A 23,168-nucleotide genomic window follows, 5' to 3' on the forward strand; every position below is an offset into this window, starting at 1 on the left:
TCTTTTTTGTCGACGTCGTCAGTTCTTCGAGGCGCGCAGCTCGTGCGACAGAGCCTCAAGCTCGTCGCCGCCTGCCATCTGCTGGGTGAGGTGCTCCAGGGTGATGTCGTCGTAGGCGCAGTCCAGCTTCTGCCGGCCGCGGTTCAACAGGACGAAGTGGTCACCCACAAGGTGCGCGTGGTGCGGGTTGTGGGTGATGAACACCACGCCGAACCCGGCCTCCTTGGCCGCGGTGATGTACTTCAGCACCACCCCGGACTGCTTGACGCCCAGCGCTGCCGTCGGCTCGTCCAGGATCAACACCCTCGCCCCGAAGAACACCGCCCGGGCGATCGCGACGCACTGCTTCTGACCGCCCGAGAGCGAGCCGATCGGTGCATCGACATCAGGGAGTTCGATGCCCATCTTGGACAACTCGGTGAGAGTGGTCGCGCGCATCGCGTTGGCGTCCAACGAGAACGGGAACGACTTCTTCCGGATCTCCTGCCCGAGAAAGAAGTTGCGCCACACCGGCATCAACGGAACGACCGCGAGGTTCTGGTACACCGTGGCGATGCCCTTGCCGAGCGCCTCGGCCGGTGAACCGAATTTGACGGGCTCGCCGTCGACCAGAAGATCACCTTCGGTCTGCTGGTGCAGCCCGGCAATGATCTTGATCAGCGTGGACTTCCCCGCGCCGTTGTCGCCGAGGATCCCGGTCACCTCACCCGCATGCACCCGCAGGCTGATGCCTTTGAGCGCGGTGATGTTGCCGTACGACTTGCCGACGTCCTTGAGCTCGACCAGCGGTACCTTGCCCCCGGCTTGCGCGTCGTTGCTTGGCTTTTCGACTGAGATGGTCATCGAATCACTTCTTCGCTGCGTAGTTGCGGAAGGCGTTGTTGGCGATCACCGCGAACAGCAGCATCGCGCCGAGGAAGAACTTGAACCAGTCAGGGTCCCAGCCCGCGTACACGATGCCCTGGTTGGTCATGCCGAAGATGAACGCGCCGATCGCCGCACCGATCGCGGTGCCGTAGCCACCCGTCAACAGACATCCGCCGATGACCGCGGCGATGATGTAGAAGAACTCGTTGCCGATGCCCTGGCCGGACTGCACGGTGTTGAAGGCGAACAGCAGGTGCATGCCGACGAACCAGGCGCAGAACCCGACGAACATGAACAGGCCGATCTTGACCTTGGTGACCGGAACACCCACGGCGCGGGCACTGTCCGCGTCGCCGCCGACGGCGAAGATCCAGTTGCCGATCTTGGTCTTGAACAGCACCCAGGTGGCGACCGCGGTGAACACCAGCCACCACACCACGGTGATGCGCACGCTCACGCCGGCGACGGTGAAGGACGATGCGAACACCTTCTGCGCGGAGTCCCAACCCGCCATATCGCTCACGCTCTGCGTGGCAACCTGGCCGGCGACCAGCTTCGTGACGGCGAGGTTGATACCCGCGAGCATGAAGAACGAACTCAGCGTGATTAGGAAGCTGGGAATTCGCGTCTTCATAACCAGGAATCCGTTGAGGAAGCCGACTCCCAGCGCCAGGATCAGCGCCAGCAACGCACCCATCCACAGGTTGAGGTGCAGGTTGTAGGCCAGCATCGAGGCCGCCAGCGAACTGAACGTCACGGCGACACCGGCGGAGAGGTCGAATTCCCCGCCGATCATCAGAACCGCGACACCGCACGCCATGATCCCGATGGTCGAGCTGGCGTACAGCACGGTCGCCAGCGAGGATGCCTCGCGGAACGGCGGCGCGACCACCAGGAAGAAGACGAAGATGCCGATCGCGCCGATGCCGGCGCCCATCTCGGGCCGAATCAGCAGGCGCTGCAGCCGGTTCCGCTCCTTGACGCGCTCGTCCCGGACGACCTTGTGGTCGGCGACGTCGAGCGCCTCCTTGGTGGTCACTTCTCCGCTCCGTTCTTCGCGCGAGCGCTCATCAGCGGGTCCCGCCCTTTGCGTACTCCGCCACCGCATCGATGTTCGACTTGTCGATGAACGCGGGCCCCGTCAGCGTCGGCGCTCCGCCACCGATGATGTTGCCGTTGGTCAGGTAGAGCCACAGCGAGTCGACGGCCAGGTAGCCCTGCAGATAGGGCTGCTGGTCGACGGCCCATTGGACGTCGCCGTTTTGAATCGCCTCCACCAGCGCGGCATTGGTGTCGAACGTGCCGATCTTGGCAGTGCTGCCGGCATTCTTCGCCGACTGCACGGCCGTCAGCGCGAACGGTGCACCGAGCGCGACGATGTAGTCGATGCTCGGATCCTGCTGCAGCTTGGCGGTGATGGTGGACTCCACCGACGGCATGTCCTTGCCGTTGACGTTCAGGATCTCAGTGGCGGGGAAGGTCTCCTTGACACCGGCGCAGCGCGCCTCCAGGTCGACGTGGCCCTGCTCTTGGATGATGCAGATCGACTTGGTCGCGCCTTCGGTGCGCAACCGGTCGCCGACACCCTGACCGGCGATGCGGCCGTCCTGTCCGAAGTATTCCTTGACCCCCATCGGCTCCCACGCGTCCATACCCGCGTTGAACGCGACCACCGGGATGCCCTTGGCCTCGGCCGCTGCGATCGCCGCCTTCATCGCGTCGGGCTTGGCCAGCGTGACGGCGATGCCGTCCACATCGCTGTCGACGGCGCTCTGCACCAGATTCGCCTGGTTGGGTGCCTCGGGATCGTTCGAGTAGCGCAACTCGATGTTGTCCTTCTTCGCCGCGGTCTCGGCACCCTTGCGGATGAGGTCCCAGAACGAGTCCCCGGGCACCTCGTGCGTGATCATGGCGATCGTCATCCGGGGCGTGTCGACGCCACCGCCACCGCCGCCTTCTCCGGACTGCTCGGGCGCTCCCCCGGTCGACGAGCACGACACGATTCCGAACGCCAGAACGCCCGCCCCGGCGAACGCCGCGAGCCGCTTGAACGTCATTGCTTCTCCTTGTCGTCGAGACTGTCGCGACGCCCTCGTCGACCGCGTGCGGGTCTGTGCCGGGCGACACGCCTCACAGGTGATGTAATACGCCTCACACCGGAAAGTCAAGACTTTGTCCTGACATTAGGACCGCAAGTCATATGTCCGGTACATCCGCGCAGATCAGCGCGTTGACGCCGCAGTCGACCCACGCACGACGAGTGTCGGCCGACGTACGATATCGACCGCAGACCCGCCGGTGACCACCCCGTCCATGCGGGCCACCATCCGCTCCACCGCCGCCGAGGCAAGCCCGGCGCTGTCCTGGCGGACTGTCGTCAATTGAATGTGGGCGAGGCCCGCCAACGGGCTGTCGTCGAATCCCATGACCGAAACCTGCTGTGGGACAGGAACTCCCGACCGGATGAAGACGTCGAGCACGCCGAGCGCGCACCGGTCGTTGAACGCGAACACCGCCTCGGGCAATTGCCTGGACTCCAGCATCGCCATCGCGGCCGCCGCTCCCTCGCGCTCGGTGAGCCCGCCCGGGCACACCATCTCGGGCAGCTGCGCCGATTTGGCCGCTTTCCGGTACCCCCTCAGGCGCTCGGCCGCGCCCGGGGCCCGACCCCCGTCGAGGTACACGATGCGGCGGTGTCCCAGTCCCACCAGGTGTTCCATCCCTGCCATCGCGCCGGCGACGTCATCGCTGCGCACCGCGTCCACACCACGCACACGTCGTGTCAGAACCACCAGCGGCACCCGGGACGCCAGTTCGGTGAGCTCACGCGCCGGCAATCGGGACCCGATCGCCACCAGTCCCTCGCAGCGGTCGTCGATCAGGGTCCGCAGCGCCCGCGGTTCGTCGCGGTGCGGGGTGACGGCGCTCAGGACGACGTCGTACCCCTGTGTGTCAGCTGCCAAATAGACGCCGTCGACAAGGTCGGCGTGGAACTCCTGGCCCGCCTCGAACGTGAGCCCGATCAGCCTGGTCCGGTGCTGGCGCAGCCTGCGGGCCCGGGGGTCCGGGCGGTAGCCGATCGCGTCGGCCGCGCGCCGGACCCGCTCCCGCGTCTGGTCGCTGGCCCCCGCAACGTCCCGCATCACGATCGAGACCAGCGCCCTGGACACGCCGGCCCGTTCGGCCACGTCGGCGAGCGTCGGTCTGCGTTGCACGGGGATCAGCCTAGAACGTTTTAGTCATCGGCGTTGACGGATTCGGGTCGCGCCGCTTAACGTACTAGAACGTTCTAGTCGGTGTAACCAGATTCGGAGAAACCACCATGTCGACCCCGCTGTCCTTCGGCCTCATCGGCGCCGGCTGGATCGGTACATTCCACGCCGAGACGTTGGCGCACCGCCTACCCAACACGCGCCTTGTCGCTGTCGCCGATCCGGTACCTGGTGCAGCGGAACGCCTTTCGGCACTACGCAGTTACCAGGATCCGATGGAGCTCATCGCCGATCCGTCCGTCGAGGCTGTCGCGATCTGCTCCCCCGCCGCAACCCACGCCGATCTGGTCGTCGCCGCGGCACGGGCCGGCAAGCACGTGTTCTGCGAGAAGCCGATGGCCCTGACGCTCGATGATGCCGACCGCGCGATCGCTGCAGCACGGGACGCCGGCGTGGCACTGCAGGTGGGGTTCAACCGTCGCTTTGCCACCGACTTCGCCGACATGCGCACCCGCATTGTCGAGGGCTCGATCGGCACACCGCAGCTGCTGCGCTCGCTCACGCGCGATCCCGGCATCTCGGTCGAGGTCGCCGCCCGGGTGAAGCCGTGGACCATCTTCAACGAGACGCTCATCCACGACTTCGACACGCTGTGCTGGCTCAACCCGGGGGCGCGCGTGACCGAGGTGTACGCCCAGGCCGATGCGCTGATCCACCCGCAGTTCGCCGGGCAGGGTTTCCTGGACACCTCGGTGGTGCAGATCCGGTTCGACAACGGGGCTTTCGCCGTCGCCGAAGCCAGCTTCTCGGCCGTCTACGGCTACGACGTGCGCGGCGAGGTGTTCGGTTCCGACGGCATCCTGCAGGCCGGACGCGCTCCCGAGCAGGCAGGTGGTGCCAACGTCGAGCTCTTCCACGACGCGTACGTGGCGCAGTTCGCCCACTTCGTCGACAGCGTCCAGGCGGGTGTCGAACCATCGGTGAACGGGATCGATGCCCGAATTGCTCTCGAAATCGCCTTGGCTGCACGAGAATCAGTGGAACACCAGGCGCCGGTGGTGCTCGAAGGAGCGGTGACGTGAGCTTCCAGCTGGCGGTGTGTTCGGAGATGGTCTTCACCGACCTCCCAATCCTCGACCGGGTCAGGAGGATCCAGGAGCGAAACTTGGCGGTGGAGATCTGGAGCTGGCACGACAAGGACCTGGCAGCGCTGGCCGCGACCGGCGCCACGTTCACATCGATGACCGGCTATCTGCACGGCGACCTGATCGACCCCGAGAACTGTGACGAGGTGCTCCGAACCGCCGAGTTGAGCATCAAAGCCGCTGAGACACTGGGCGTTACCCGCCTCAACCTGCACACTGCCGAACTGGTCGACGGGCAGGCCGCCCGGCCGCGTCGACGCACCACCGGTCAGATGTGGCTGACCGCTGCGCGCACCCTGGAGCGGCTCGGCGACCTGGGTGCCGCCGCCGGCGTCACGTTCACCGTGGAGAACCTCAACACGATCGTCGACCATCCTGGCGTCCCGCTGGCTCGTGCGAAAGACACCCTGGCGCTCATCGAGGGCGTGGGCCACCCGAACGTCAAGATGATGCTGGACCTCTATCACGCGCAGATCGGCGAAGGGAACCTGATCGAACTGGTGCGCCGCTGCGGTGAAGCCATCGGCGAGATTCAGGTGGCCGACGTGCCCGGCCGGTGCGAGCCCGGCACCGGCGAGATCAGCTACCCGGCGATCGCCGAGGCGCTACGAGGGATCGGCTACACGGGCACGATCGGCATGGAGGCATGGGCATCGCGGCCAGGGGTCGCGGGCAGCGATGCGGCACTGGATGCGTTCCGGGCCGCCTTCTCCTGACGTCGGCCGACACGGCGGGATCGGTCAGCGGTCGACGAGCGTGGTGTCGAAGTAATAGCGCGACGCCCGGTAGCCGTGATTACCGAACTCCACCGCCGCACCGGAATCGTCGAACGCGGTGCGCGCCATGGTGAGCAGAGGCGCATTGGGCTTCTCGTCGAGCAGTTGCGCCTCCGCACGGGTCGCGCTGCGCGCCCCGATGCGCTGACGCGCCAGCCGGATGTGGACACCGCGGGCGCGCAGCGACTGGTAGAGGCCGTTGCTCTCCAACTCGTCGGCGTCCGGGGCGATCTCGACCGGCAGGTGGTTGATCATCAACGCCAGCGGTTCTCCGTTGGCGCAGCGCAACCGGTGGATCGATGCCACTTCGCGGCCCTCGGCGAGATTGAGTTCCCGCGCAACCTCTTCGTCGGGCGGGCCGACGTGATACTTGAGCAGCCGGGTGGTGGGCTCCTGGCCGGCGCGTGCGAGATCGTCGAACAGGCTGGTCAGTTCGACGCGTCGATGTACGGGGTTCTGCACCACCTGCGTGCCGACGCCCCGCTTGCGCACCAGCAGGCCCTTGTCGACGAGCTCCTGGATGGCCCGGCGGGTGGTCGGGCGTGACAGTGTCAGCCGCTTGGCCAATGCAAGCTCATTCTCGAATCGGTCACCGGGGCTGAGTTCGCCGTCCCTGATGGCGGCCTCGATCGCCTGGGCGAGCTGATAGTAGAGGGGAACAGGGCTTGACCTGTCGAGCTCCACTGTCAGAGGCACGGCGGCTCCGATCTCGAGTTGGTCCACACAAGGTAGCTGAATACTAACATCGGATGGGTAAAAGACAGAATGTCAGGACAAACTATTGACATGGCGGCGTGACCCGGGGCACAGTCTTACCCAGCCACCCACACCTATTCCGTCGGAGTGACTTGCGATGACCAACCAGCCATACGACGTGCTCGCCATCGGGCGCAGCGGCGTCGACGTGTACCCACTTCAAGTCGGAGTCGGCCTCGAGGACGTCGAGACATTCGGCAAGTTCCTCGGCGGCAGCGCGGCCAACGTCGCGGTCGCCGCGGCGCGCCTGGGCAACCACTCGGCCTTGATCTCCGGAGTCGGCGACGACCCCTTCGGCCGCTACGTGCGCAACGAACTCGCCCGCCTCGATGTCGACAACCGCTTTGTCAGCACGCACGGCGAGTTCCCCACCCCGGTGACGTTCTGCGAGATCTTCCCGCCCGACGACTTCCCGCTGTACTTCTACCGCAAGCCCAGCGCCCCCGACCTGCAGATCACCGCCGACGAGATCGACGCCGACGCGGTGCGCGGGGCGCGGCTGTACTGGTCGACAGTCACCGGACTGTCCGAAGAGCCAAGCCGCAGCGCGCATTTCGCAGCCTGGTCGGCCCGCGGGCGCGCACCGCTGACCGTACTCGACCTGGACTACCGCCCGATGTTCTGGGCCACGCCCGCCGCTGCCACCGAACAGGTGCAGAAAGCGCTGGCGCACGTCACCGTCGCCGTGGGCAACCGCGAGGAGTGCGAGATCGCGGTGGGTGAATCCAACCCCCACAAGGCCGCGGACGCGTTGCTCGATCTGGGTGTCGAGCTCGCGATCGTCAAGCAGGGCCCCCGCGGTGTTCTCGGCAAGACGCGTCACAGTGCGATCACCGTGTCGCCCAATGAGGTTGACGTGGTCAACGGCCTGGGAGCCGGCGATGCGTTCGGCGGCAGCCTGTGCCATGGACTACTCAACGGATGGTCGCTGGAGAAGACCCTGCGGTACGCCAACGCTGCCGGCGCCATCGTCGCGGGCCGCCTCGAATGCTCGACCGCCATGCCCACCGCCGCTGAAGTGGCCGAGCTCGCCGAGCAGACCGCCGTGGAGGCCGTGAATGTCTGAGACACCACTGTGTACCGACTACGCCGCGATCACCGAGATTCGGGCCACCGATCCCGCCGCGGTAGCCCGCGCGTGGGACCACCGCTCGGCCCGGCCGACAGTGCGCGGCAACGGCAGGCTGATGATCGTCGCCGCCGACCACCCCGCCCGCGGCGCCCTCTCCGTCGGGTCCCGGCCGACAGCGATGAACAGCCGCACCGATCTCCTGGACCGCCTGCGCGCCGCCCTGGCCGACCCGGGCGTCGACGGCGTCCTGGCCACCTCGGACATCCTCGACGATCTGGTGCTGCTGGGCGCGTTGGAGGACAAGGTCGTGTTCTCCTCGTTCAACCGGGGCGGACTCGCCGGATCGACGTTCGAGCTCGACGACCGCATGACCGGTGCCACCGCGGCGTCGACCGCGGCAGCGAACATGAACGGCGGAAAGATGCTGTGCCGCATCGACCTCGACGATCCAGGTACCGTGGCCACGCTGGCTGCGTGTGCCAAGGCCGTCGACGAGCTCGCCGCGCACGGTCTGATCGCGATGCTGGAACCGTTCATGTCGTCCCGGGTGAACGGCAAGGTCCGCAACGACCTGTCCCCCGACGCCGTCATCAAGTCGGTGCACATCGGCCAGGGGCTCGGCGCCACTTCGGCCTATACGTGGATGAAGCTGCCGGTGGTCGAAGAAATGGACCGGGTGATGGAGTCCACCACCATGCCGACGCTGCTGCTGGGCGGTGATCCGGCCGATCCTGACGAGGCGTTCGCCAGCTGGGAGAAAGCGCTGGCGCTGCCCTCGGTGCGCGGCCTGATCGTCGGCCGCACCCTGCTGTACCCGGCCGACGACGATGTGAGCTCGGCCGTCGCGACCGCGGTGGCGATGATCCGATGAACTCGACGTTGTACGTACCCGCCAACAGCGCTACGGCACCGTTCACGGTCGCGATCACCCCCGAGGACGCCGGCTGGGCCGAGTCTTCGCTGCACGTCGTCGATCTCGGGGATCGTGGGTCGGTGTCGCTGACCACCGACGACAACGAAGTGATGATCCTGCCGCTCGCGGGCGGGGGAACCGTCGAGAGCAGTGGCGAGACCTTCGAATTGTCGCCCCGTGCTTCGGTGTTCGATGGTCCTGCCGACATGGTGTACCTAGGGATCAACCAGGCCTACACCCTCACCGGCCACGGGCGCATCGCGATCTGCGGCGCCCGCGCGGCGACATCGTTGCCCAACCGCCGGGTCGCGGCCGCCGATGTGGCCGTCGAGCTGCGCGGCGCGGGCAATTGCAGCCGGCAGGTACACAACTTCGGCACCGCCACGGCGTTCGAGGCGGACTCGTTGATCGCGTGCGAGGTCATCACGCCGGGCGGCAACTGGTCGAGCTATCCGGCGCACAAACACGACGAGAACACCGAGGTGGAAACCCAACTCGAGGAGATCTACTACTTCGAGGTGGACGACAGCCCAGCGGGCACACCGGGATTCGGGTACCACCGGGTGTACGGCACCCCGGAGCGTCCCATCGAGGTGCTCGAAGAGGTCCGCACGGGCGATGTCGTGCTGGTCCCGCACGGCTACCACGGTCCCTCCATCGCGGCTCCCGGCCACCACATGTACTACCTCAACGTGATGGCAGGCTCCGGCCCCACTCGGGCCTGGCTCATCTGCGACGATCCGTCTCACACCTGGCTGCGCGGCAGCTGGGAACATCAGGAGATCGATCCGCGACTTCCGTTCACCGCCTCGTCGCTGTCCTCGGCCCAGAAAGAAGAATGACCATATGGTGTCCACCGCGCCGAAGTCGACGGACAAGCTCGTCGACCAGGAACCGACCGTGCGCCTCACCGTCGCTCAGGCGACCGTGCGCTTTCTCGCCAACCAGTACGTCGAGTACGACGGCGAGCGCCACAAGTTCTTCGCCGGTTGCCTGGGCATCTTCGGCCACGGCAATGTGGCCGGGATCGGTCAGGCACTGCTGCAGGACGAGATCGACGCAGCAGAAGCGTCCACGGAACCGGGCCTTCCGTATGTACTGGGCCGCAACGAGCAGGCCATGGTGCACACCGCGGTGGGGTACGCCCGGCAGCAGGACCGCAGGCAGGCGTGGGCGGTGACCGCCAGCGTCGGTCCCGGTTCGACCAACATGCTCACCGGCGCCGCCCTGGCGACGATCAACCGGCTGCCGGTATTGCTGTTGCCCGCCGACACTTTCGCGACCCGGGTGAGTTCGCCAGTGCTGCAGGAGCTGGAGTTGCCGTCCAGCGGCGACGTCACCGTCAACGATGCCTTCAAGCCGCTGTCGAGGTACTTCGACCGGGTGTGGCGACCGGAGCAACTCCCTGCCGCGCTGCTGGGCGCGATGCGCGTGCTGACCGATCCCGCCGAGACCGGAGCGGCGACCGTGGCCCTGCCCCAGGACGTCCAGGCCGAGTCCCACGACTGGCCGGTGTCGCTGTTCGCCGAGCGCACCTGGCACATCAGCAGGCCGCTGCCGGAGCGCTCGGTGATCGCCCGGGCCGCGGAGGTGATCCGCTCGGCGAGCAAGCCGCTGATCGTGGCGGGTGGCGGCGTCATCTACTCCGGGGCAAGCGATGCGCTGGCACAGTTCGCCGCCACGACCGGTATTCCGGTGTGCGAGAGCCAGGCCGGTAAAGGCTCACTACTGCACGACGATCCCCGATCGGTCGGTGCCGTCGGATCCACCGGCACCACCGCCGCCAACGCGCTGGCCGGCGACGCTGACGTCATCATCGGCATCGGCACCCGCTACAGCGACTTCACCTCGGCGTCGCGCACCGCGTTCAACAATCCGGACGTGCGGTTCGTCAACATCAACGTGGCCTCGCTCGACTCGGTCAAGCAGGGCGGCATCAGCGTCGTCTCCGACGCCCGCGAAGCGCTCGAAGCGCTCACCGCTCTGCTCGGCGACTATTCGGTCAGCGACGAATACACCAGCCGCATCAACGATCTGGTCACCGAATGGAACGACACCGTCTCCGAGGCCTATCGCACCGAAGACGGCGCGGCGCTGAACCAGAACCAGGTGATCGGGTTGGTCAACACGCTGTCCGACCCTCGCGATGTCGTGGTGTGCGCGGCCGGTTCGATGCCCGGCGATCTGCACAAGTTGTGGCGGATGCGTGATCGCAAGGGCTATCACGTCGAGTACGGGTTCTCCTGCATGGGTTACGAGATCGCCGGCGGTATCGGGGTGCGGATGGCCGCTCCCGATCGCGACGTGTTCATCATGGTCGGCGACGGCTCGTATCTGATGATGGCCACCGAGTTGGTGACCGCGGTCCAGGAGGGTGTCAAGGTCATCCCGGTACTGGTGCAGAACCACGGCTTCGCATCCATCGGAGGTCTGTCGGAATCGCTTGGCTCCCAACGATTCGGCACCGCCTACCGGTACCGAGGCGCAGACGGCCGTCTGGACGGTGACAAGCTACCGGTGGACCTGGCGGCCAACGCGGCGAGCCTGGGTGCCGATGTCATCCGGGTGACGACGGCCGCCGAGTTCGCCGACGCCGTCAAGGTCGCCAAGGCCAGCGACCATACAACGGTCATCCACGTCGAGACCGATCCGATGATCTTCGCCCCAGACAGCCACTCCTGGTGGGACGTCCCGGTCAGCGAGGTCTCGACATTGGAGTCGACGCAGCAGGCCTACCAGCGGTACGCCGACTGGAAGAAAGTCCAGCGGCCGCTGATCAACCCCTCCGATCGCTGAGGAAGCGCAATGCCTTCGATCTTGGTTGGTTCGGCCCCCGATTCGTGGGGTGTGTGGTTTCCCGACGATCCGCAGCAGACGCCGTACACGCGGTTCCTCGACGAGGTGGCCGAGTCGGGGTATGAGTGGATCGAGTTGGGGCCGTACGGCTATCTGCCGACCGACCCATCCCAGTTGCTCGATGAGCTCGGCTCGCGGGGGCTCAAGCTCTCGGCCGGCACTGTCTTCGAACACCTGCACCAAGAGGGGTCATGGGATGCGGTGTGGAAGCAGATCCAGGACGTCGCGAGGCTGACCGCTGCGGTCGGTGGCAAGCATGTGGTGGTGATTCCGGAGATGTGGCGCGACGCCGCCACCGGGGCGGTACTCGAAGACCGCGACTTGAGCCCCGAGCAGTGGGCCAGGAAGACCGGCGGCATGAACGATCTCGGCAAGGCGATGTTCGAGACCTACGGGGTGCGGGCGCAATACCATCCGCACGCCGATTCCCACGTCGACACCGAAGACAATGTCTACCGCTTCCTCGACGGCACCGACAGCAGGTTCGTGAACCTGTGCCTGGATACCGGGCACATCTCCTACTGCGGTGGAGACAACATTGCGATCATCCGCCGGGCCCCCGAGCGAATCGGGTATCTGCATCTCAAGCAGGTCGACCCGCAGGTGCGGGCCAAAGTAGAGGCCCAGGACCTGCCCTTCGGTGAGGCCGTACGGCTGGGGGCGATGACCGAGCCGCCGCTGGGAATCCCTGACATGCCACCGCTGCTGGCCGAGATCGAGAGACTCGGCATCGATGTGTTCGCGATCGTCGAGCAGGACATGTACCCCTGCGCCGTCGAGGCACCCCTGCCCATCGCCCAACGCACCCGCAACTACCTCGCGTCCTGCGGCATCCCCTCCGTGAGGTTCCGACCATGACCGACTTGCGCGTCGCCGTCCTCGGTGTGGGCGTGATGGGCGCCGATCACGTCGCACGGATTACGTCCCGGATCTCGGGAGCGCGGGTGTCTGTGGTCAACGACTACGTTCACGAGAAGGCCGAGCAGATCGCGTCGCAGATCGACGGCTGCCGGGCGATCGCCGACCCGTTGGACGCGATCGCCGACCCAGGCGTCGACGCCGTGCTGCTGGCCACACCGGGAAGTACGCACGAGAAGCAACTGCTGGCCTGCCTGGAGCAAGGTAAGCCCGTGATGTGCGAAAAGCCCCTGACCACGGATGTTTCCACGTCGCTGGAGATCGTCAGGCGCGAGGCCCAGCTGGATCACCCGTTGATCCAGGTCGGATTCATGCGTCGCTTCGACGAGGAGTACATGCGCCTGAAGGCGCTGCTGGACGGCGGTGAGCTGGGGCGACCCCTGGTCATGCACTGCGTGCACCGCAATGCCGACGTCCCGTCGTACTTCGACAGCTCGCTGATCGTCAAGGACTCCCTCGTGCACGAGGTGGACGTGACGAGATTCCTGTTCGACGAGGAGATCGCCAGCGTCCAGATCGTCAAGCCATTCTCGAATCCTGGTGCGCCCGAAGGCGTCATCGATCCTCAGATCGCCATCCTGCGCACCGTGTCGGGCAAGCACGTTGACGTGGAGCTGTTCGTCACCACCGGCGTGGCCTACGAAGTGCGCACCGAAGTGGTCGGCGAGAAGGGCAGCGCGATGATCGGATTGGACATGGGGCTGATCCGCAAGTCCGCACCGGGAACCTGGGGCGGTCAGATCACTCCTGGCTTCCGTGAGCGTTTCGGCCGCGCTTACGACACCGAGATCCAGCGCTGGGTCGACGCCGTGCGGACCGGCGGCACAACGGGGACCTACACGGATGGACCGACGGCGTGGGACGGCTATGCGGCTGCGGCCGTGTGCGCCGCCGGCGTCGAATCACTCGATACCGGACTGCCCGTCGATGTGCAGCTCGCGGACCGTCCCTGAAACCGAGACAGCAGAAAGAAGACGATGACCGCCACGATTTCGCATTGGGTGAACAACGAGGCCTTCGCTGGCGCGAGCAGTGCGACTGCTGCGGTGACGAATCCGGCTACGGGTGAGACGACTGGGCAGGTGGCGTTGGCGTCGGTGGAGGACGCGCGTGTGGTCATCGATGCCGCCGCTGCAGCGTTCCCGCAGTGGCGTGACACCTCGCTGGCCAAGAGGACTCAGATCCTGTTCAAATTCCGCGAGTTGTTGAACGAGCGCAAGGGTGAACTCGCCGAGATCATCACCAGCGAGCACGGCAAAGTGGTCTCCGATGCCCTCGGCGAAGTCTCGCGCGGCCAGGAAGTCGTCGAGTTCGCCTGCGGCATCCCCCACCTCCTCAAAGGCGGATTCACCGAAAACGCCTCCACCAAGGTCGACGTCTACTCCATCCGCCAACCCCTGGGCGTGGTCGGAGTCATCTCCCCCTTCAACTTCCCCGCCATGGTCCCGATGTGGTTCTTCCCCATCGCCATCGCCTGCGGCAACACCGTCGTACTCAAACCCTCAGAAAAAGACCCCACCGCCGCACTGTGGATCGCCGCGCTGTGGGCCGAAGCCGGCCTCCCCGCCGGGGTGTTCAACGTCCTGCACGGCGACAAGACCGCCGTCGACGAACTGCTGACCAACCCCAAGATCGCCTCGGTGTCCTTCGTCGGATCCACCCCCATCGCCCAATACGTCTACGCCACCGGCACCGCCGCCGGCAAACGCGTCCAAGCCCTGGGCGGGGCGAAAAACCACGCCGTGATCCTGCCCGACGCCGACCTGGACCTGGCCGCCGATGCCATGGTCAACGCCGGCTTCGGCTCCGCCGGAGAACGCTGCATGGCCATCAGCGCCGCCGTCGCGGTCGGCCCGATCGCCGACGACCTGGTCGCCAAAATCGCCGCACGCACCACCGACCTCACAATCGGCGACGGCGCAGGAGACTCCGACATGGGCCCCCTGGTCACCCAAGCCCACCGCGACAAAGTCGCCTCCTACATCGACGCCGGCGAAGCCGACGGCGCCAAAGTCGTCGTCGACGGCCGCACCGTCACCGCCAACGGCGCCGCAGACGGCTTCTGGCTCGGCCCCACCCTGCTCGACAACGTCACCCCACAGATGAGCGTCTACACCGACGAAATCTTCGGCCCCGTCCTCTCCGTCGTGCGCGTCGACACCTACGACCAAGCCCTGGAGCTGATCAACACCAACCCCTACGGCAACGGCACCGCGATCTTCACCAACGACGGCGGCGCCGCCCGCCGCTTCCAAAACGAAGTCCAGGTCGGCATGGTCGGCATCAACGTCCCCATCCCCGTCCCCATGGCCTACTACAGCTTCGGCGGCTGGAAAAACTCCCTCTTCGGCGACAGCCACGCCCACGGCATGGACGGCGTCAACTTCTTCACCCGCCAAAAAGCCATCACCCAACGCTGGCTCGACCCCAGCCACGGCGGCATCAACCTCGGCTTCCCCGAAAACGCCTGACAAGGAACTCTCATGGCGGAGCATTCCCTCGTGGCCACGGCGTGGACGAGCGCGGGTGACACCTCGCCTGCGCGCACACCGTCGGTCAGCCCGGTGCCGATCGCCGAACGCGTTGCGGCCGTGGCAGACGCGGGCTTCTGCGGCATGGGGCTGATCGCCGCCGACCTCGAAATAGTCCGTGACACCATCGGTTTCGCGGGCCTGCGGGATCTGCTGGCCGATCACGGGTTGACCCACATCGAGATCGAGCTGATCGAACGCTGGTGGGTGCCCAGGGACGAGCCGGGCAACAGCTATGCAGTTCGCGATCTTCTGTTCGACGCCGCCGATGTCCTGGCTCCCGCCTTCGTCAAGATCGGCTCCGAGAACGGACCGCCGACGCCGGAGCCCGAGAGGCTCACTGCATCCCTGCGGGACCTCGCCGACCAGGCCGTCGAGCACGGCACGCGGATCGCACTCGAGACCATGCCGTTCTCGGTCATCTCGACGGTGCCCCTGGGAGCCGAGATCATCTCCGCAACAGGGCATTCCGCCATCGGTCTGCTGGTTGACGCGTGGCACGTGTTTCGGGCGGGGACGACGCTCGACGAGCTCCGGACCGTGCTGCACCCCGGCATGGTCTACGGCGTCGAACTCGACGATGCCGCAGACACCGTGGCCGGCACGCTGTTCGAGGACACCGTGGACAACCGGCTGCTGTGCGGCGAGGGCACGTTCGACCTCCCCGGTCTCGTCGCCGTCCTGCGTGAACTCGGCTTCGACGGGCCGTGGGGGGTAGAGATCCTCTCGACGTCGTTCCGCGCCCTTCCGGTCCGGGAAGCACTCATGCGGGCGGCCGCATCAACGCTGACCGTGCTCTGACGACGTCCGCGCGTGACCGCGATCAAGCCGCGGTCGTGCCACGGGCATCCAGGCGGCGCAGGACCCGGTCGACGACGGTGGGGTCTGCCCCTGACTCGGCGCGGGCGCCGACCACTGCATCGCGGGCGGCTTCGAGCAGCTCCTCCTTCAACGCGTTCACCGTTCCGGCGTCGCGAACGTGCAGCGACTCACGGTCAGCACCGTCGTCGGCGATGCCCATCGAATGCCACATTCTGTCGGCGTTCTCGAGTGCTTCGTCGATCACCGACGGCTCGACATCGCCGCGATCGCGCACTTCCTGCAAACGGCGCGCACCCGCGTCGCGCGCCCGCTGCAGCAGTTCCTGTTCTTGCGCGTCCTGTTCCTCACTGGAGGCTGTGACGCCTAGGAGCTTGACCAGAAGCGGCAGTGTGAGGCCCTGCGCCAGCATCGTGGCGATGATGACAACGAACGCGATGAAGATCAGGCGCTCGCGCTCGGGGAAGTCCGGGGGCAGCGCCAGCACCGCCGCCAGCGTGACCACGCCGCGCATCCCCGCCCAGGAGGCCACTGTCATCTCCCGCCAGCCGACAGGCTCGGCGCGGTCGCTTCGACGACGCAGAATGCGTTCGTCGAGCGCGGCGACCGGAAAAATCCACAGGAATCGCACCACGACGACAATCGCGGTGATCAGCAGGGCCTGGCCGATCAGCGCGCCGACCGAGCCGGACACCTGGTCGGCGACGGCCCGCAGCTCGAGGCCGACGAACGCGAACGCGGCGCCGGTGACCAGCAGTTCGACGATGTCCCACGTGGTGCCTGTGACCAGCCTCGTCTGCGCGGACTCGTGGTCGGAGTAGCGACTGAGCCCAAGCGCGATGGTCACGACGGCGAGGACCCCGCTGCCGTGTGCCGCGTCGGCGGCCACGTAGGCCGCGAACGGCATGACCAGAATCAGCGCGCTGCCGGCGGGATGCGCGGGCAGCTTCTTGAGCAGCCAGCGCGTCGCCACCGCGATCGCGAGGCCCACCAGGATGCCGATGACGACGGCACCGGCCAGCGTCGCCCCCGCATGCCACGGCGCGAACGCTCCCGTCACCGTCGAGGCGACCGCAACCTCATAGAGCACCAGCGAGGTGGCGTCGTTGGACAGCCCCTCGCCTTCGAGGACCGTCCGCAGTCTGCGGGGAAGCCGTAGCTTGTGGGCGACGGCGGTGGCCGCGACGGGATCGGGCGGCGCCACCGCCGCCCCCAGGGCAATCGCGGCGATGAGCGGAAGGCCCGGCACAATCGAATGCAGCACGACGCCCACTGCGAAGGCCGTCACCGCGACCAATGCGATCGCCAGCACGCCGATCGCCCTACGGTTGTCCAGGAATTGGCGCCACGACGTCCGCCTGGCCGCGGCGAACAGCAACGGCGGCAGCACGAGGGGCAGGATCAACTCGGGGTTCACCGCAGGTGCGGACATCCCCGGAATGAAGGCGACCGCCAACCCGAACATCAGCAGAACGACGGGATATGGAAGGTTGATGCGCTCGGCCAGCGGCGCAAGGAGCACGGTGGCCGCCGCCAGCGCGAGCAACAGCGTCAGCCCGGCCATTGCAGCCACATCCAGTCAGTAATCACGGGTGCAGTTTCCCGATTTGGCGGAGGACGAAACCGGGCGGCGGTGCACCTGATGTCGGCTTTCTTACGAGACCAGACCGCCACGGTGCGCAGCCGCCGATCCGGGTAGAACTCGTCCATGACCTACCGGTTGCTGCTCGCCGTGGTGCTTCTCCTCGCGGGCTGCGGCAGTCAGGACGCCGCGCAGGCACCCCCCGAACCCTCGGCGACGGCCGCCGCGACACCGACGACCACCGGCATCCTGCCGTCCGGTGTACCGACGGAGGGCACCCGTCCGCCGGCCGACGACCTGCCGCCGCCCGCGGAACCGCAGCAGGCGCCGGCCCCGAGTGGCCCGGCGCCGGGCCGCATCGTTCCCGTTGGGACGGCGCCGGAGGGTGTGGTCGTCGACCCGGTCACACGCACCGTCGCCATCGCCAAGCGCGATCCCGACGAGCTCGTCCTGCTCAACGCAGACACCGGCGAGATCACCGGCCGCACGCCACTTCCCGGGTTTGTCAGGCACCTTCAGCTCGCTGCGCCGGGCGGCCCGGTTCTGGTCCCGGTGGAAAGCGCCAACGCACTGGTCCGCGTCGACCTGCCGGGCGGTCGCGCCGAGTCACAGGTGCTCACCGGCACCGTGCCGCACGACGCCTCGCAGGCCCCCAACGGTACGGTCTTCGTCGCCAACGAACTGGGCGGCACGGTCGCCGCAGTTCGCGGTGACCAGATCGTCAAGGTGTTCACCGACAGCGTGCAACCTGCCGGGCTGGCACCCGTGGGTAACGCGATGGGCCTGCTCGACGTTCGCAAGAACGATCTGACGATCTACGACAGCGAGTCGCTGACCATCGTCGGGTCCACACCGGCAGGCGAGGGTCCCACGCACCTGGTCGCCGACCGGCACGGGCGGATGATCGCCACCGACACCCGTGGCGACGCCGTGCGCGTGTTCGACACCGAGCCGCGTCAACTCGCCGAGATCCCCCAGGCCGGTGGGCCGTACGGCATCACCTACGACCCCACCCGCGACAGGCTGTGGGTCGCCTCGTCGGGCACCAATGAGGTGGTGGGTTACGACATGACCGAGCCGATGCCGCGCGAAGTGCAGCGGGTGCCGACGGTCCAGAACCCCTACACACTGGGCGTGGACTCGACGACGGGCCGGCTGTTCATCGCCGGCGTCACCGCTGGGGTGGTACAGATCGTCGACCCTGGTTGAGCGTCGTTGAGCGGCGGGGACGGACAACCCTGCCCGGTCAGCCAGGGAGGCCCAGTTCCTCCGCCACCTCGTAGTCGTCGTCGATCAGCACGACGGTGCGGCCGGCTCGGTCGAGCAGGGAAGCCGCGATGGAGGACCGGTACCCCGATGCGCAGTGCACCCAGATTTCCCCCTCGGGCACCTCACCGATTCGGTTCAGCAGCTCATGCAGCGGGATGTTGTGCGCCGCCGGGATGTGCCCGCTGTCGAACTCCTGCCTTTGCCGGACGTCGAGCACCTCGACGTCCCCGGAACCCAGCTTCTCGGCGAGGTGCGTGAACGACGCGACGCTGTAGGTCTGCAGTGGTCTGCCTGCGCGGAGGTCGTCGATGTCACCCACGGCGGCACCGGCGAGCCGGTCGATGCCGATCCGGACGAGCTCCCTTCTCGCCGCGGCGATCTGGTCGGTGTTCTCGCCGATCAGGGTCAGCGGTTGGCCCCATTCGTACAACCAGCCCAGGTAGGTGACGAAGGACTCGGACAGTTCGAATCCGCGGCTGCCGGCGAGGTGACCCGCGGCGAAAGCCGTCCGGCTGCGCAGGTCGACGACCCATTCTCCCGCGTCGAGGCGGCGGCGCAGCTCGACGGGGTCGACCGGTTCCGGTAGGGACAGGTCCACCGGCGCGGGTCCGGCCTCGTTGATGACACCCATGTGCGCGTAGTAGGCGGGATAGTCGGACAGTCCCGCAAGCAGTTGGTCCACGTAGCCCTGCTCGTCACTGGTCAGGGCCGGGTTGGTGCGCAATTCGTCGGCGATGGTGGAGGCGTCGCCACTGGCCGGCGTGGCCGAGCAGAAGCTGCCGAACCCGTGGGTCGGATACACCGCCGTGCCGGACGGCAGCACGTCGGCCAGTCGCCGCACCGAGTGGTACTGGGCGTGAGTCAATTCCTCAGTGTGGTCATCGCCCAGCAGATCGGTGCGCCCGGTGGTGCCGTGCAGCATCGACCCTCCGGTGAACACACCGTGGACCGTTCCCCCGTCGTCCTGCAGCGCATAGCTGACGTGGTGGTGGGTGTGGCCCGGAGTGTGGATGACCCGCAACCGAATTGATCCGGCATCGACGATGTCGCCATCGCGCGCCGGCCGCCGGTCGTAGGCGACGTCGTCGCCTGCCGGTACCACGTACTCCGCACCCGCCGTCTGTGATAGCTCAAGACCGCCCGTGACGTAGTCGTTGTGAATGTGTGTCTCGACCACGTGGGTGATGCTCACCCCGCGTTCTTCGGCCAGTGCCAGAACCCGGTCGATGTCGCGCTGGGGGTCGACGACCACAGCGATACCGTCGTGGTCGACCAGGTAGCTGCGGTCACCGAGGCCGGAGGTTTCGATGATCGATACGTGCATGCGTGACCCTTTCCAGGTGTGTTCAGTGCAGGAAGATCGTGTCGACCAGGACGTAGGCCGCCACGACGAAGACGAGGTAGGCGAACCAGCGCTGCAGCCGCCCGGTGTCGAGTGTGGTGCCGTAGTGGCCCGCGACCAGGGAACCGACGATGGCCGTGCCCACGAACGCCGCGGTGATCGGCCAGTCGATGCCTGCCCCGCCCAGGTGGGAGACCACGCCGGCGGCGGAGTTGGCGACGATGATGAGCAGTGAGGTGCCGATGGCGATCGGCATCTCCACACCGAGCATGAGGACCAGCGCCGGGATGATCAGGAATCCGCCGCCGACTCCGAACAAGCCGGTGAGCAGACCGACGATGAACCCGGCCGGCAGAGATCGCGGTGCACACCGGCGCCAGTTGATGCCGCTGTCCCCGACGGTGCAGGCCGTGCCGGTGTCGCCCTTGTCCTGCAGCATCCGCACTCCGGCCACCACCATCACGAGTGCGAAGCCGATCAGCAGTGCCGGCTGCGGCAGGTGCCTGCCGATCGCGGTGCCGAGAAAGGTCGCCGGGATGCCGGTCGCGGCGAAGATACCGGCGAGTCGCCACTGCACGTGATGGGCAAGGACTTTCGGCACTGCGCCGACTGCGGACGCGACGCCGATCACGATGAGGGACATCGGGATCGCCTGGCTGATGTTGAGGCCGAGCACATAGACCAGCGCCGGGACGGCGAGAATGGATCCGCCGCCGCCGAGCAGGCCCAGCAGCACCCCGATCACGGCCCCCAGCGCGAGGGCGATTCCGAGGATCATGGCGCGCTCCCCGCCCGTGCCGTGCGGGCGTCGGTCACTCCGACGACGATGTCCGGGATAGCTCGTCGATGGCGGCGTGCAGCTTGGCGGAGGCGTCGTCGGCGACCGCCCGCAGTCCCGGCTGGTCGGCCACCTGCACCATCAGCTCAGGATCCATGGCGTCGATGATCACCATCCCGTCGCGGTCGGGGTCTGCCCGCACGACGACGTTGCACGGCAGCAGCAGACCGATCTGGCGATCCACGCCGACTGCACGGTGCGCCAGCGCCGGATTGCACGCGCCGAGGATCAGGTAGTCCTCCATGTCCTCGTCCAGCTTGGCCTTCAGTGTGGCCTTGACGTCGATCTCGGTGAGAACTCCAAATCCCTGTTCAGATAGTGCTTTTCGGGTCATCTCCACCGCGTCGTCGAACGATGCGCGCAGGCTGGTCGATATGGCGAGTGTCATGTCGGTCTTCCTTTCCCAAATTCGCAATGGAAGCGTCCTGCCGAGCGGATCGCCAAGCTCACCCCGTCCACAGATTACCCGTGGGGGTATCCGGGGTAAACCTCGGCATCTTTCGAGGTGCGGCGTCGCCGGGCGGCACCCGCTCACACAGACATCGTTGAGATGGAGGTATCGAGCGCATCACGTCGTCGGCGTGTTCTCCGCAACCGGCCCAGCCGGTCTTTCCACAGCGCGGGCACTTCTGGGGGTAGCACATGGGATCCGTCCTTCGCGGTTGAGGATCAGCGCCCGGCGGCGATCTTGGCGCGCACGTCGGCCATGTCGAGCGCCTTGATTCTGGTGATCAGGTCCTCGAGGGCCGCCGCGGGCATCGCGCCCGGTTGGCGGTGGACGAGCACGCCGTCACGGAACGCCATGATCGTCGGGATGGCCTGGATCTGCAGCGCCGCCGCCAGGTCCCGCTGCGCCTCGGTGTCGACCTTGGCATGAACGACGTCGGGATTCGACTGCGCCGATCGGTCGAAGACCGGCGCGAAGGCGCGACACGGACCGCACCAGGATGCCCAGAAGTCGACCAGCACGACGGGATTGTCCGCGACGGTGGATGCGAAGTCGGACGTCGTGAGATTGATTGTTGCCATTGAGGTTTCCTTTCGTGGTGAATTGGGCGAATGTCTACGCAAGGCCCTTCAGCATCAGGTTCCAGTACATGAACGGAAGCCCGTATTTCTTGAGGTACCAGTACGCCCGGTGCGGCGTCGTGGGGTCGAGAATCGGGAACGAGGGCTCGAGGTTGAGGTCATAGTCGAACTCGGCGAGCAGCATTGCGTGCGACGACGTCACGATCGGGCACGACGAGTACCCGTCGTAGGACGCGCGCAACGGTTGACCGGTCACGAGTGCGTCGATGTTGTCGACGACCACCGGTGCCTGCTTGCGGATCGCCGCTCCGGTCTTCGAGTTCGGCGACGAACCGGCGTCACCGAGGCTGAATACGTTGGGGTAGCGCACATGCTGCATGGTGTGCTTGTCGATCTCCACGTAACCTGCCGCATCGCCGGTGGACAGCGGACTCGATTTGATCCAGTCCGGAGCCGACTGACGTGGCACGGCGTGCAGCACGTCATACGGCAACATCGTGTCGGTTCCGCCCGGCCCGACGCTGGTGATGCCCACCTTGCGCGACGCCGCGTCCACCATGGTCACCTCGGAGTTGGTGTGCAGTGTGATGCCGTAGTCGGCGATGACGGTGTCGAGGCTGTCGGCGATGGCGGGTATTCCGAAGGGCCTTGCGCCGGGCATGACGAGGTGGACGTCGATATCCTGCAGTACTCCTTGGCTTCTCCAGTAGTCGGACGCCAGATAGGCGATCTTCTGTGGAGCCCCGGCGCACTTGATCGCACCGGAGGGCACGGTGAACACCGCGGTCCCGGACCGCAGGCTGCGGATGTAATCCCAGGTGCGTGGCGCGAGGTCGAACCGGTAGTTCGACGACACCCCGTCATGACCCAGGGCATCCTCGAGCCCCTCGGTGCTCTTCCAGTCGAGCTGGATGCCGGGACACACGACCAGCACGTCATAGGCGTAGGTGGTGCCGTCGGCGCACGTGACCGTGTTGTCGGCGGGCTCAACGGCGCTGGCGCGGTTCTTGATCCACGTCGCACCTTTGGGCATGACCGAGGACTCGGGTCGCTCGGTGGACGAAGCCTTCGCCTGACCACCGCCGACAAGCGTCCACAGCGGCTGGTAGTAATGCGCGCTGGACGGTTCGATCACCGCGACGTCCGAATAGCCCTTGCGCAGCAGCCGAGCCGCGACGGTGATGCCGGCGGTCCCACCGCCGACGATCAGGATCTGGTGTTTGGCCTTGATGGTCATCTGATC

General features: G+C 66.7%; 22 protein-coding genes. 11 read left to right on the forward strand and 11 right to left on the reverse strand.

The features are described 5' to 3' along the window. Positions 1-18: 18 nt before the first annotated feature. The 4 genes from EL337_RS18675 to EL337_RS18690 all read right to left on the reverse strand — a co-directional run bounded on the left by EL337_RS18675 (position 19) and on the right by EL337_RS18690 (position 4,082). A complete protein-coding gene (locus EL337_RS18675) occupies positions 19-843 on the reverse strand; it encodes an ATP-binding cassette domain-containing protein (protein WP_048632106.1) in 825 nt (274 codons plus the stop codon). A 4-nt stretch (positions 844-847) separates the two neighbouring features. Then, a complete protein-coding gene (locus EL337_RS18680) occupies positions 848-1,906 on the reverse strand; it encodes an ABC transporter permease (RefSeq protein ID WP_048632105.1) in 1,059 nt (352 codons plus the stop codon). 31 nt (positions 1,907-1,937) lie between these two features. Then, on the reverse strand, positions 1,938-2,924 hold the full coding sequence (locus EL337_RS18685; RefSeq protein WP_048632104.1) for a substrate-binding domain-containing protein: 987 nt from the start codon (positions 2,922-2,924) through the stop codon (positions 1,938-1,940). 165 nt (positions 2,925-3,089) lie between these two features. After that, the gene (locus EL337_RS18690) at positions 3,090-4,082 is read right to left on the reverse strand and encodes a LacI family DNA-binding transcriptional regulator (protein ID WP_048632103.1); all 993 of its coding nucleotides are present in this window, start codon (positions 4,080-4,082) and stop codon (positions 3,090-3,092) included. 107 nt (positions 4,083-4,189) lie between these two features. On the opposite strand from EL337_RS18690, the gene EL337_RS18695 reads away from it, so the two are divergent. Both EL337_RS18695 and EL337_RS18700 read left to right on the forward strand, forming a co-directional pair. Continuing rightward, positions 4,190-5,161 (forward strand): Gfo/Idh/MocA family oxidoreductase, encoded by a 972-nt coding sequence (locus EL337_RS18695; protein ID WP_048632102.1) that lies wholly within the window; start codon positions 4,190-4,192, stop codon positions 5,159-5,161. Then, entirely contained in the window at positions 5,158-5,940 is a 783-nt protein-coding gene (locus EL337_RS18700; protein ID WP_048632101.1) for a TIM barrel protein, read from the forward strand. The genes EL337_RS18695 and EL337_RS18700 overlap by 4 nt, the downstream gene beginning before the upstream one ends. Before the next feature lie 24 nt (positions 5,941-5,964). Here EL337_RS18700 and EL337_RS18705 read toward each other — a convergent pair whose 3' ends face one another. After that, entirely contained in the window at positions 5,965-6,696 is a 732-nt protein-coding gene (locus tag EL337_RS18705; protein WP_048632158.1) for a GntR family transcriptional regulator, read from the reverse strand. A gap of 157 nt (positions 6,697-6,853) precedes the next feature. On the opposite strand from EL337_RS18705, the gene iolC reads away from it, so the two are divergent. Genes iolC through EL337_RS18745 form a run of 8 tightly spaced genes read left to right on the forward strand, consistent with a single transcriptional unit; the run spans position 6,854 to position 15,847 of the window. After that, on the forward strand, positions 6,854-7,822 hold the full coding sequence (gene iolC, locus EL337_RS18710) for a 5-dehydro-2-deoxygluconokinase (RefSeq protein ID WP_048632100.1): 969 nt from the start codon (positions 6,854-6,856) through the stop codon (positions 7,820-7,822). Continuing rightward, entirely contained in the window at positions 7,815-8,699 is an 885-nt protein-coding gene (locus EL337_RS18715; RefSeq protein WP_048632099.1) for a Cgl0159 family (beta/alpha)8-fold protein, read from the forward strand. Before iolC ends, EL337_RS18715 begins: the two co-directional genes overlap by 8 nt. Further along, entirely contained in the window at positions 8,696-9,583 is an 888-nt protein-coding gene (iolB, locus tag EL337_RS18720; RefSeq protein ID WP_048632098.1) for a 5-deoxy-glucuronate isomerase, read from the forward strand. The genes EL337_RS18715 and iolB overlap by 4 nt, the downstream gene beginning before the upstream one ends. Positions 9,584-9,587: 4 nt before the next feature. Next, a complete protein-coding gene (gene iolD / locus EL337_RS18725; protein ID WP_048632097.1) occupies positions 9,588-11,537 on the forward strand; it encodes a 3D-(3,5/4)-trihydroxycyclohexane-1,2-dione acylhydrolase (decyclizing) in 1,950 nt (649 codons plus the stop codon). A gap of 9 nt (positions 11,538-11,546) precedes the next feature. Beyond that, on the forward strand, positions 11,547-12,455 hold the full coding sequence (locus tag EL337_RS18730; protein WP_048632096.1) for a sugar phosphate isomerase/epimerase family protein: 909 nt from the start codon (positions 11,547-11,549) through the stop codon (positions 12,453-12,455). Next, positions 12,452-13,468: a Gfo/Idh/MocA family protein gene (locus tag EL337_RS18735; RefSeq protein ID WP_048632095.1), complete on the forward strand. Its 1,017-nt coding sequence runs from the start codon at positions 12,452-12,454 to the stop codon at positions 13,466-13,468. Before EL337_RS18730 ends, EL337_RS18735 begins: the two co-directional genes overlap by 4 nt. Before the next feature lie 24 nt (positions 13,469-13,492). Then, entirely contained in the window at positions 13,493-14,986 is a 1,494-nt protein-coding gene (locus EL337_RS18740; protein ID WP_048632094.1) for a CoA-acylating methylmalonate-semialdehyde dehydrogenase, read from the forward strand. A 12-nt stretch (positions 14,987-14,998) separates the two neighbouring features. After that, entirely contained in the window at positions 14,999-15,847 is an 849-nt protein-coding gene (locus EL337_RS18745; protein ID WP_048632093.1) for a sugar phosphate isomerase/epimerase family protein, read from the forward strand. 22 nt (positions 15,848-15,869) lie between these two features. Here the strand turns inward: EL337_RS18745 and EL337_RS18750 are convergent, their stop codons facing one another. Continuing rightward, on the reverse strand, positions 15,870-17,429 hold the full coding sequence (locus tag EL337_RS18750) for a Na+/H+ antiporter (RefSeq protein WP_048632092.1): 1,560 nt from the start codon (positions 17,427-17,429) through the stop codon (positions 15,870-15,872). A gap of 144 nt (positions 17,430-17,573) precedes the next feature. On the opposite strand from EL337_RS18750, the gene EL337_RS18755 reads away from it, so the two are divergent. After that, entirely contained in the window at positions 17,574-18,656 is a 1,083-nt protein-coding gene (locus EL337_RS18755; RefSeq protein ID WP_048632091.1) for an NHL repeat-containing protein, read from the forward strand. 37 nt (positions 18,657-18,693) lie between these two features. Here the strand turns inward: EL337_RS18755 and EL337_RS18760 are convergent, their stop codons facing one another. The 5 genes from EL337_RS18760 to EL337_RS18785 all read right to left on the reverse strand — a co-directional run bounded on the left by EL337_RS18760 (position 18,694) and on the right by EL337_RS18785 (position 23,162). Beyond that, positions 18,694-20,040 (reverse strand): MBL fold metallo-hydrolase, encoded by a 1,347-nt coding sequence (locus tag EL337_RS18760; RefSeq protein WP_048632090.1) that lies wholly within the window; start codon positions 20,038-20,040, stop codon positions 18,694-18,696. Between the two features lie 22 nt (positions 20,041-20,062). Further along, entirely contained in the window at positions 20,063-20,836 is a 774-nt protein-coding gene (locus EL337_RS18765) for a sulfite exporter TauE/SafE family protein (RefSeq protein ID WP_048632089.1), read from the reverse strand. Between the two features lie 34 nt (positions 20,837-20,870). Continuing rightward, complete coding sequence (locus EL337_RS18770) at positions 20,871-21,284, reverse strand: DUF302 domain-containing protein (protein ID WP_048632088.1); 414 nt, start codon at positions 21,282-21,284, stop codon at positions 20,871-20,873. A 281-nt stretch (positions 21,285-21,565) separates the two neighbouring features. After that, the gene (trxA, locus tag EL337_RS18780; RefSeq protein WP_048632087.1) at positions 21,566-21,925 is read right to left on the reverse strand and encodes a thioredoxin; all 360 of its coding nucleotides are present in this window, start codon (positions 21,923-21,925) and stop codon (positions 21,566-21,568) included. Positions 21,926-21,959: 34 nt separating this feature from the next. Then, a complete protein-coding gene (locus EL337_RS18785; RefSeq protein ID WP_048632086.1) occupies positions 21,960-23,162 on the reverse strand; it encodes an NAD(P)/FAD-dependent oxidoreductase in 1,203 nt (400 codons plus the stop codon). Positions 23,163-23,168 lie beyond the last annotated feature (6 nt).

The sequence above is a fragment of the Mycolicibacterium aurum genome (assembly GCF_900637195.1).
In the GTDB taxonomy this organism is placed as follows: domain Bacteria; phylum Actinomycetota; class Actinomycetes; order Mycobacteriales; family Mycobacteriaceae; genus Mycobacterium; species Mycobacterium aurum.

Bases quoted from the DNA above. Each gene is read 5' to 3' on its own strand.
- EL337_RS18675 (WP_048632106.1), bottom strand. From the start codon at position 843: ATGACCATCTCAGTCGAAAAGCCAAGCAACGACGCGCAAGCCGGGGGC.
- EL337_RS18685 (WP_048632104.1), bottom strand. From the start codon at position 2,924: ATGACGTTCAAGCGGCTCGCGGCGTTCGCCGGGGCGGGCGTTCTGGCG.
- EL337_RS18695 (WP_048632102.1), top strand. From the start codon at position 4,190: ATGTCGACCCCGCTGTCCTTCGGCCTCATCGGCGCCGGCTGGATCGGT.
- iolC (WP_048632100.1), top strand. From the start codon at position 6,854: ATGACCAACCAGCCATACGACGTGCTCGCCATCGGGCGCAGCGGCGTC.
- EL337_RS18715 (WP_048632099.1), top strand. From the start codon at position 7,815: ATGTCTGAGACACCACTGTGTACCGACTACGCCGCGATCACCGAGATT.
- iolB (WP_048632098.1), top strand. From the start codon at position 8,696: ATGAACTCGACGTTGTACGTACCCGCCAACAGCGCTACGGCACCGTTC.
- iolD (WP_048632097.1), top strand. From the start codon at position 9,588: ATGGTGTCCACCGCGCCGAAGTCGACGGACAAGCTCGTCGACCAGGAA.
- EL337_RS18730 (WP_048632096.1), top strand. From the start codon at position 11,547: ATGCCTTCGATCTTGGTTGGTTCGGCCCCCGATTCGTGGGGTGTGTGG.
- EL337_RS18735 (WP_048632095.1), top strand. From the start codon at position 12,452: ATGACCGACTTGCGCGTCGCCGTCCTCGGTGTGGGCGTGATGGGCGCC.
- EL337_RS18740 (WP_048632094.1), top strand. From the start codon at position 13,493: ATGACCGCCACGATTTCGCATTGGGTGAACAACGAGGCCTTCGCTGGC.
- EL337_RS18745 (WP_048632093.1), top strand. From the start codon at position 14,999: ATGGCGGAGCATTCCCTCGTGGCCACGGCGTGGACGAGCGCGGGTGAC.
- EL337_RS18750 (WP_048632092.1), bottom strand. From the start codon at position 17,429: ATGGCCGGGCTGACGCTGTTGCTCGCGCTGGCGGCGGCCACCGTGCTC.
- EL337_RS18755 (WP_048632091.1), top strand. From the start codon at position 17,574: ATGACCTACCGGTTGCTGCTCGCCGTGGTGCTTCTCCTCGCGGGCTGC.
- EL337_RS18760 (WP_048632090.1), bottom strand. From the start codon at position 20,040: ATGCACGTATCGATCATCGAAACCTCCGGCCTCGGTGACCGCAGCTAC.
- EL337_RS18765 (WP_048632089.1), bottom strand. From the start codon at position 20,836: ATGATCCTCGGAATCGCCCTCGCGCTGGGGGCCGTGATCGGGGTGCTG.
- EL337_RS18770 (WP_048632088.1), bottom strand. From the start codon at position 21,284: ATGACACTCGCCATATCGACCAGCCTGCGCGCATCGTTCGACGACGCG.
- trxA (WP_048632087.1), bottom strand. From the start codon at position 21,925: ATGGCAACAATCAATCTCACGACGTCCGACTTCGCATCCACCGTCGCG.
- EL337_RS18785 (WP_048632086.1), bottom strand. From the start codon at position 23,162: ATGACCATCAAGGCCAAACACCAGATCCTGATCGTCGGCGGTGGGACC.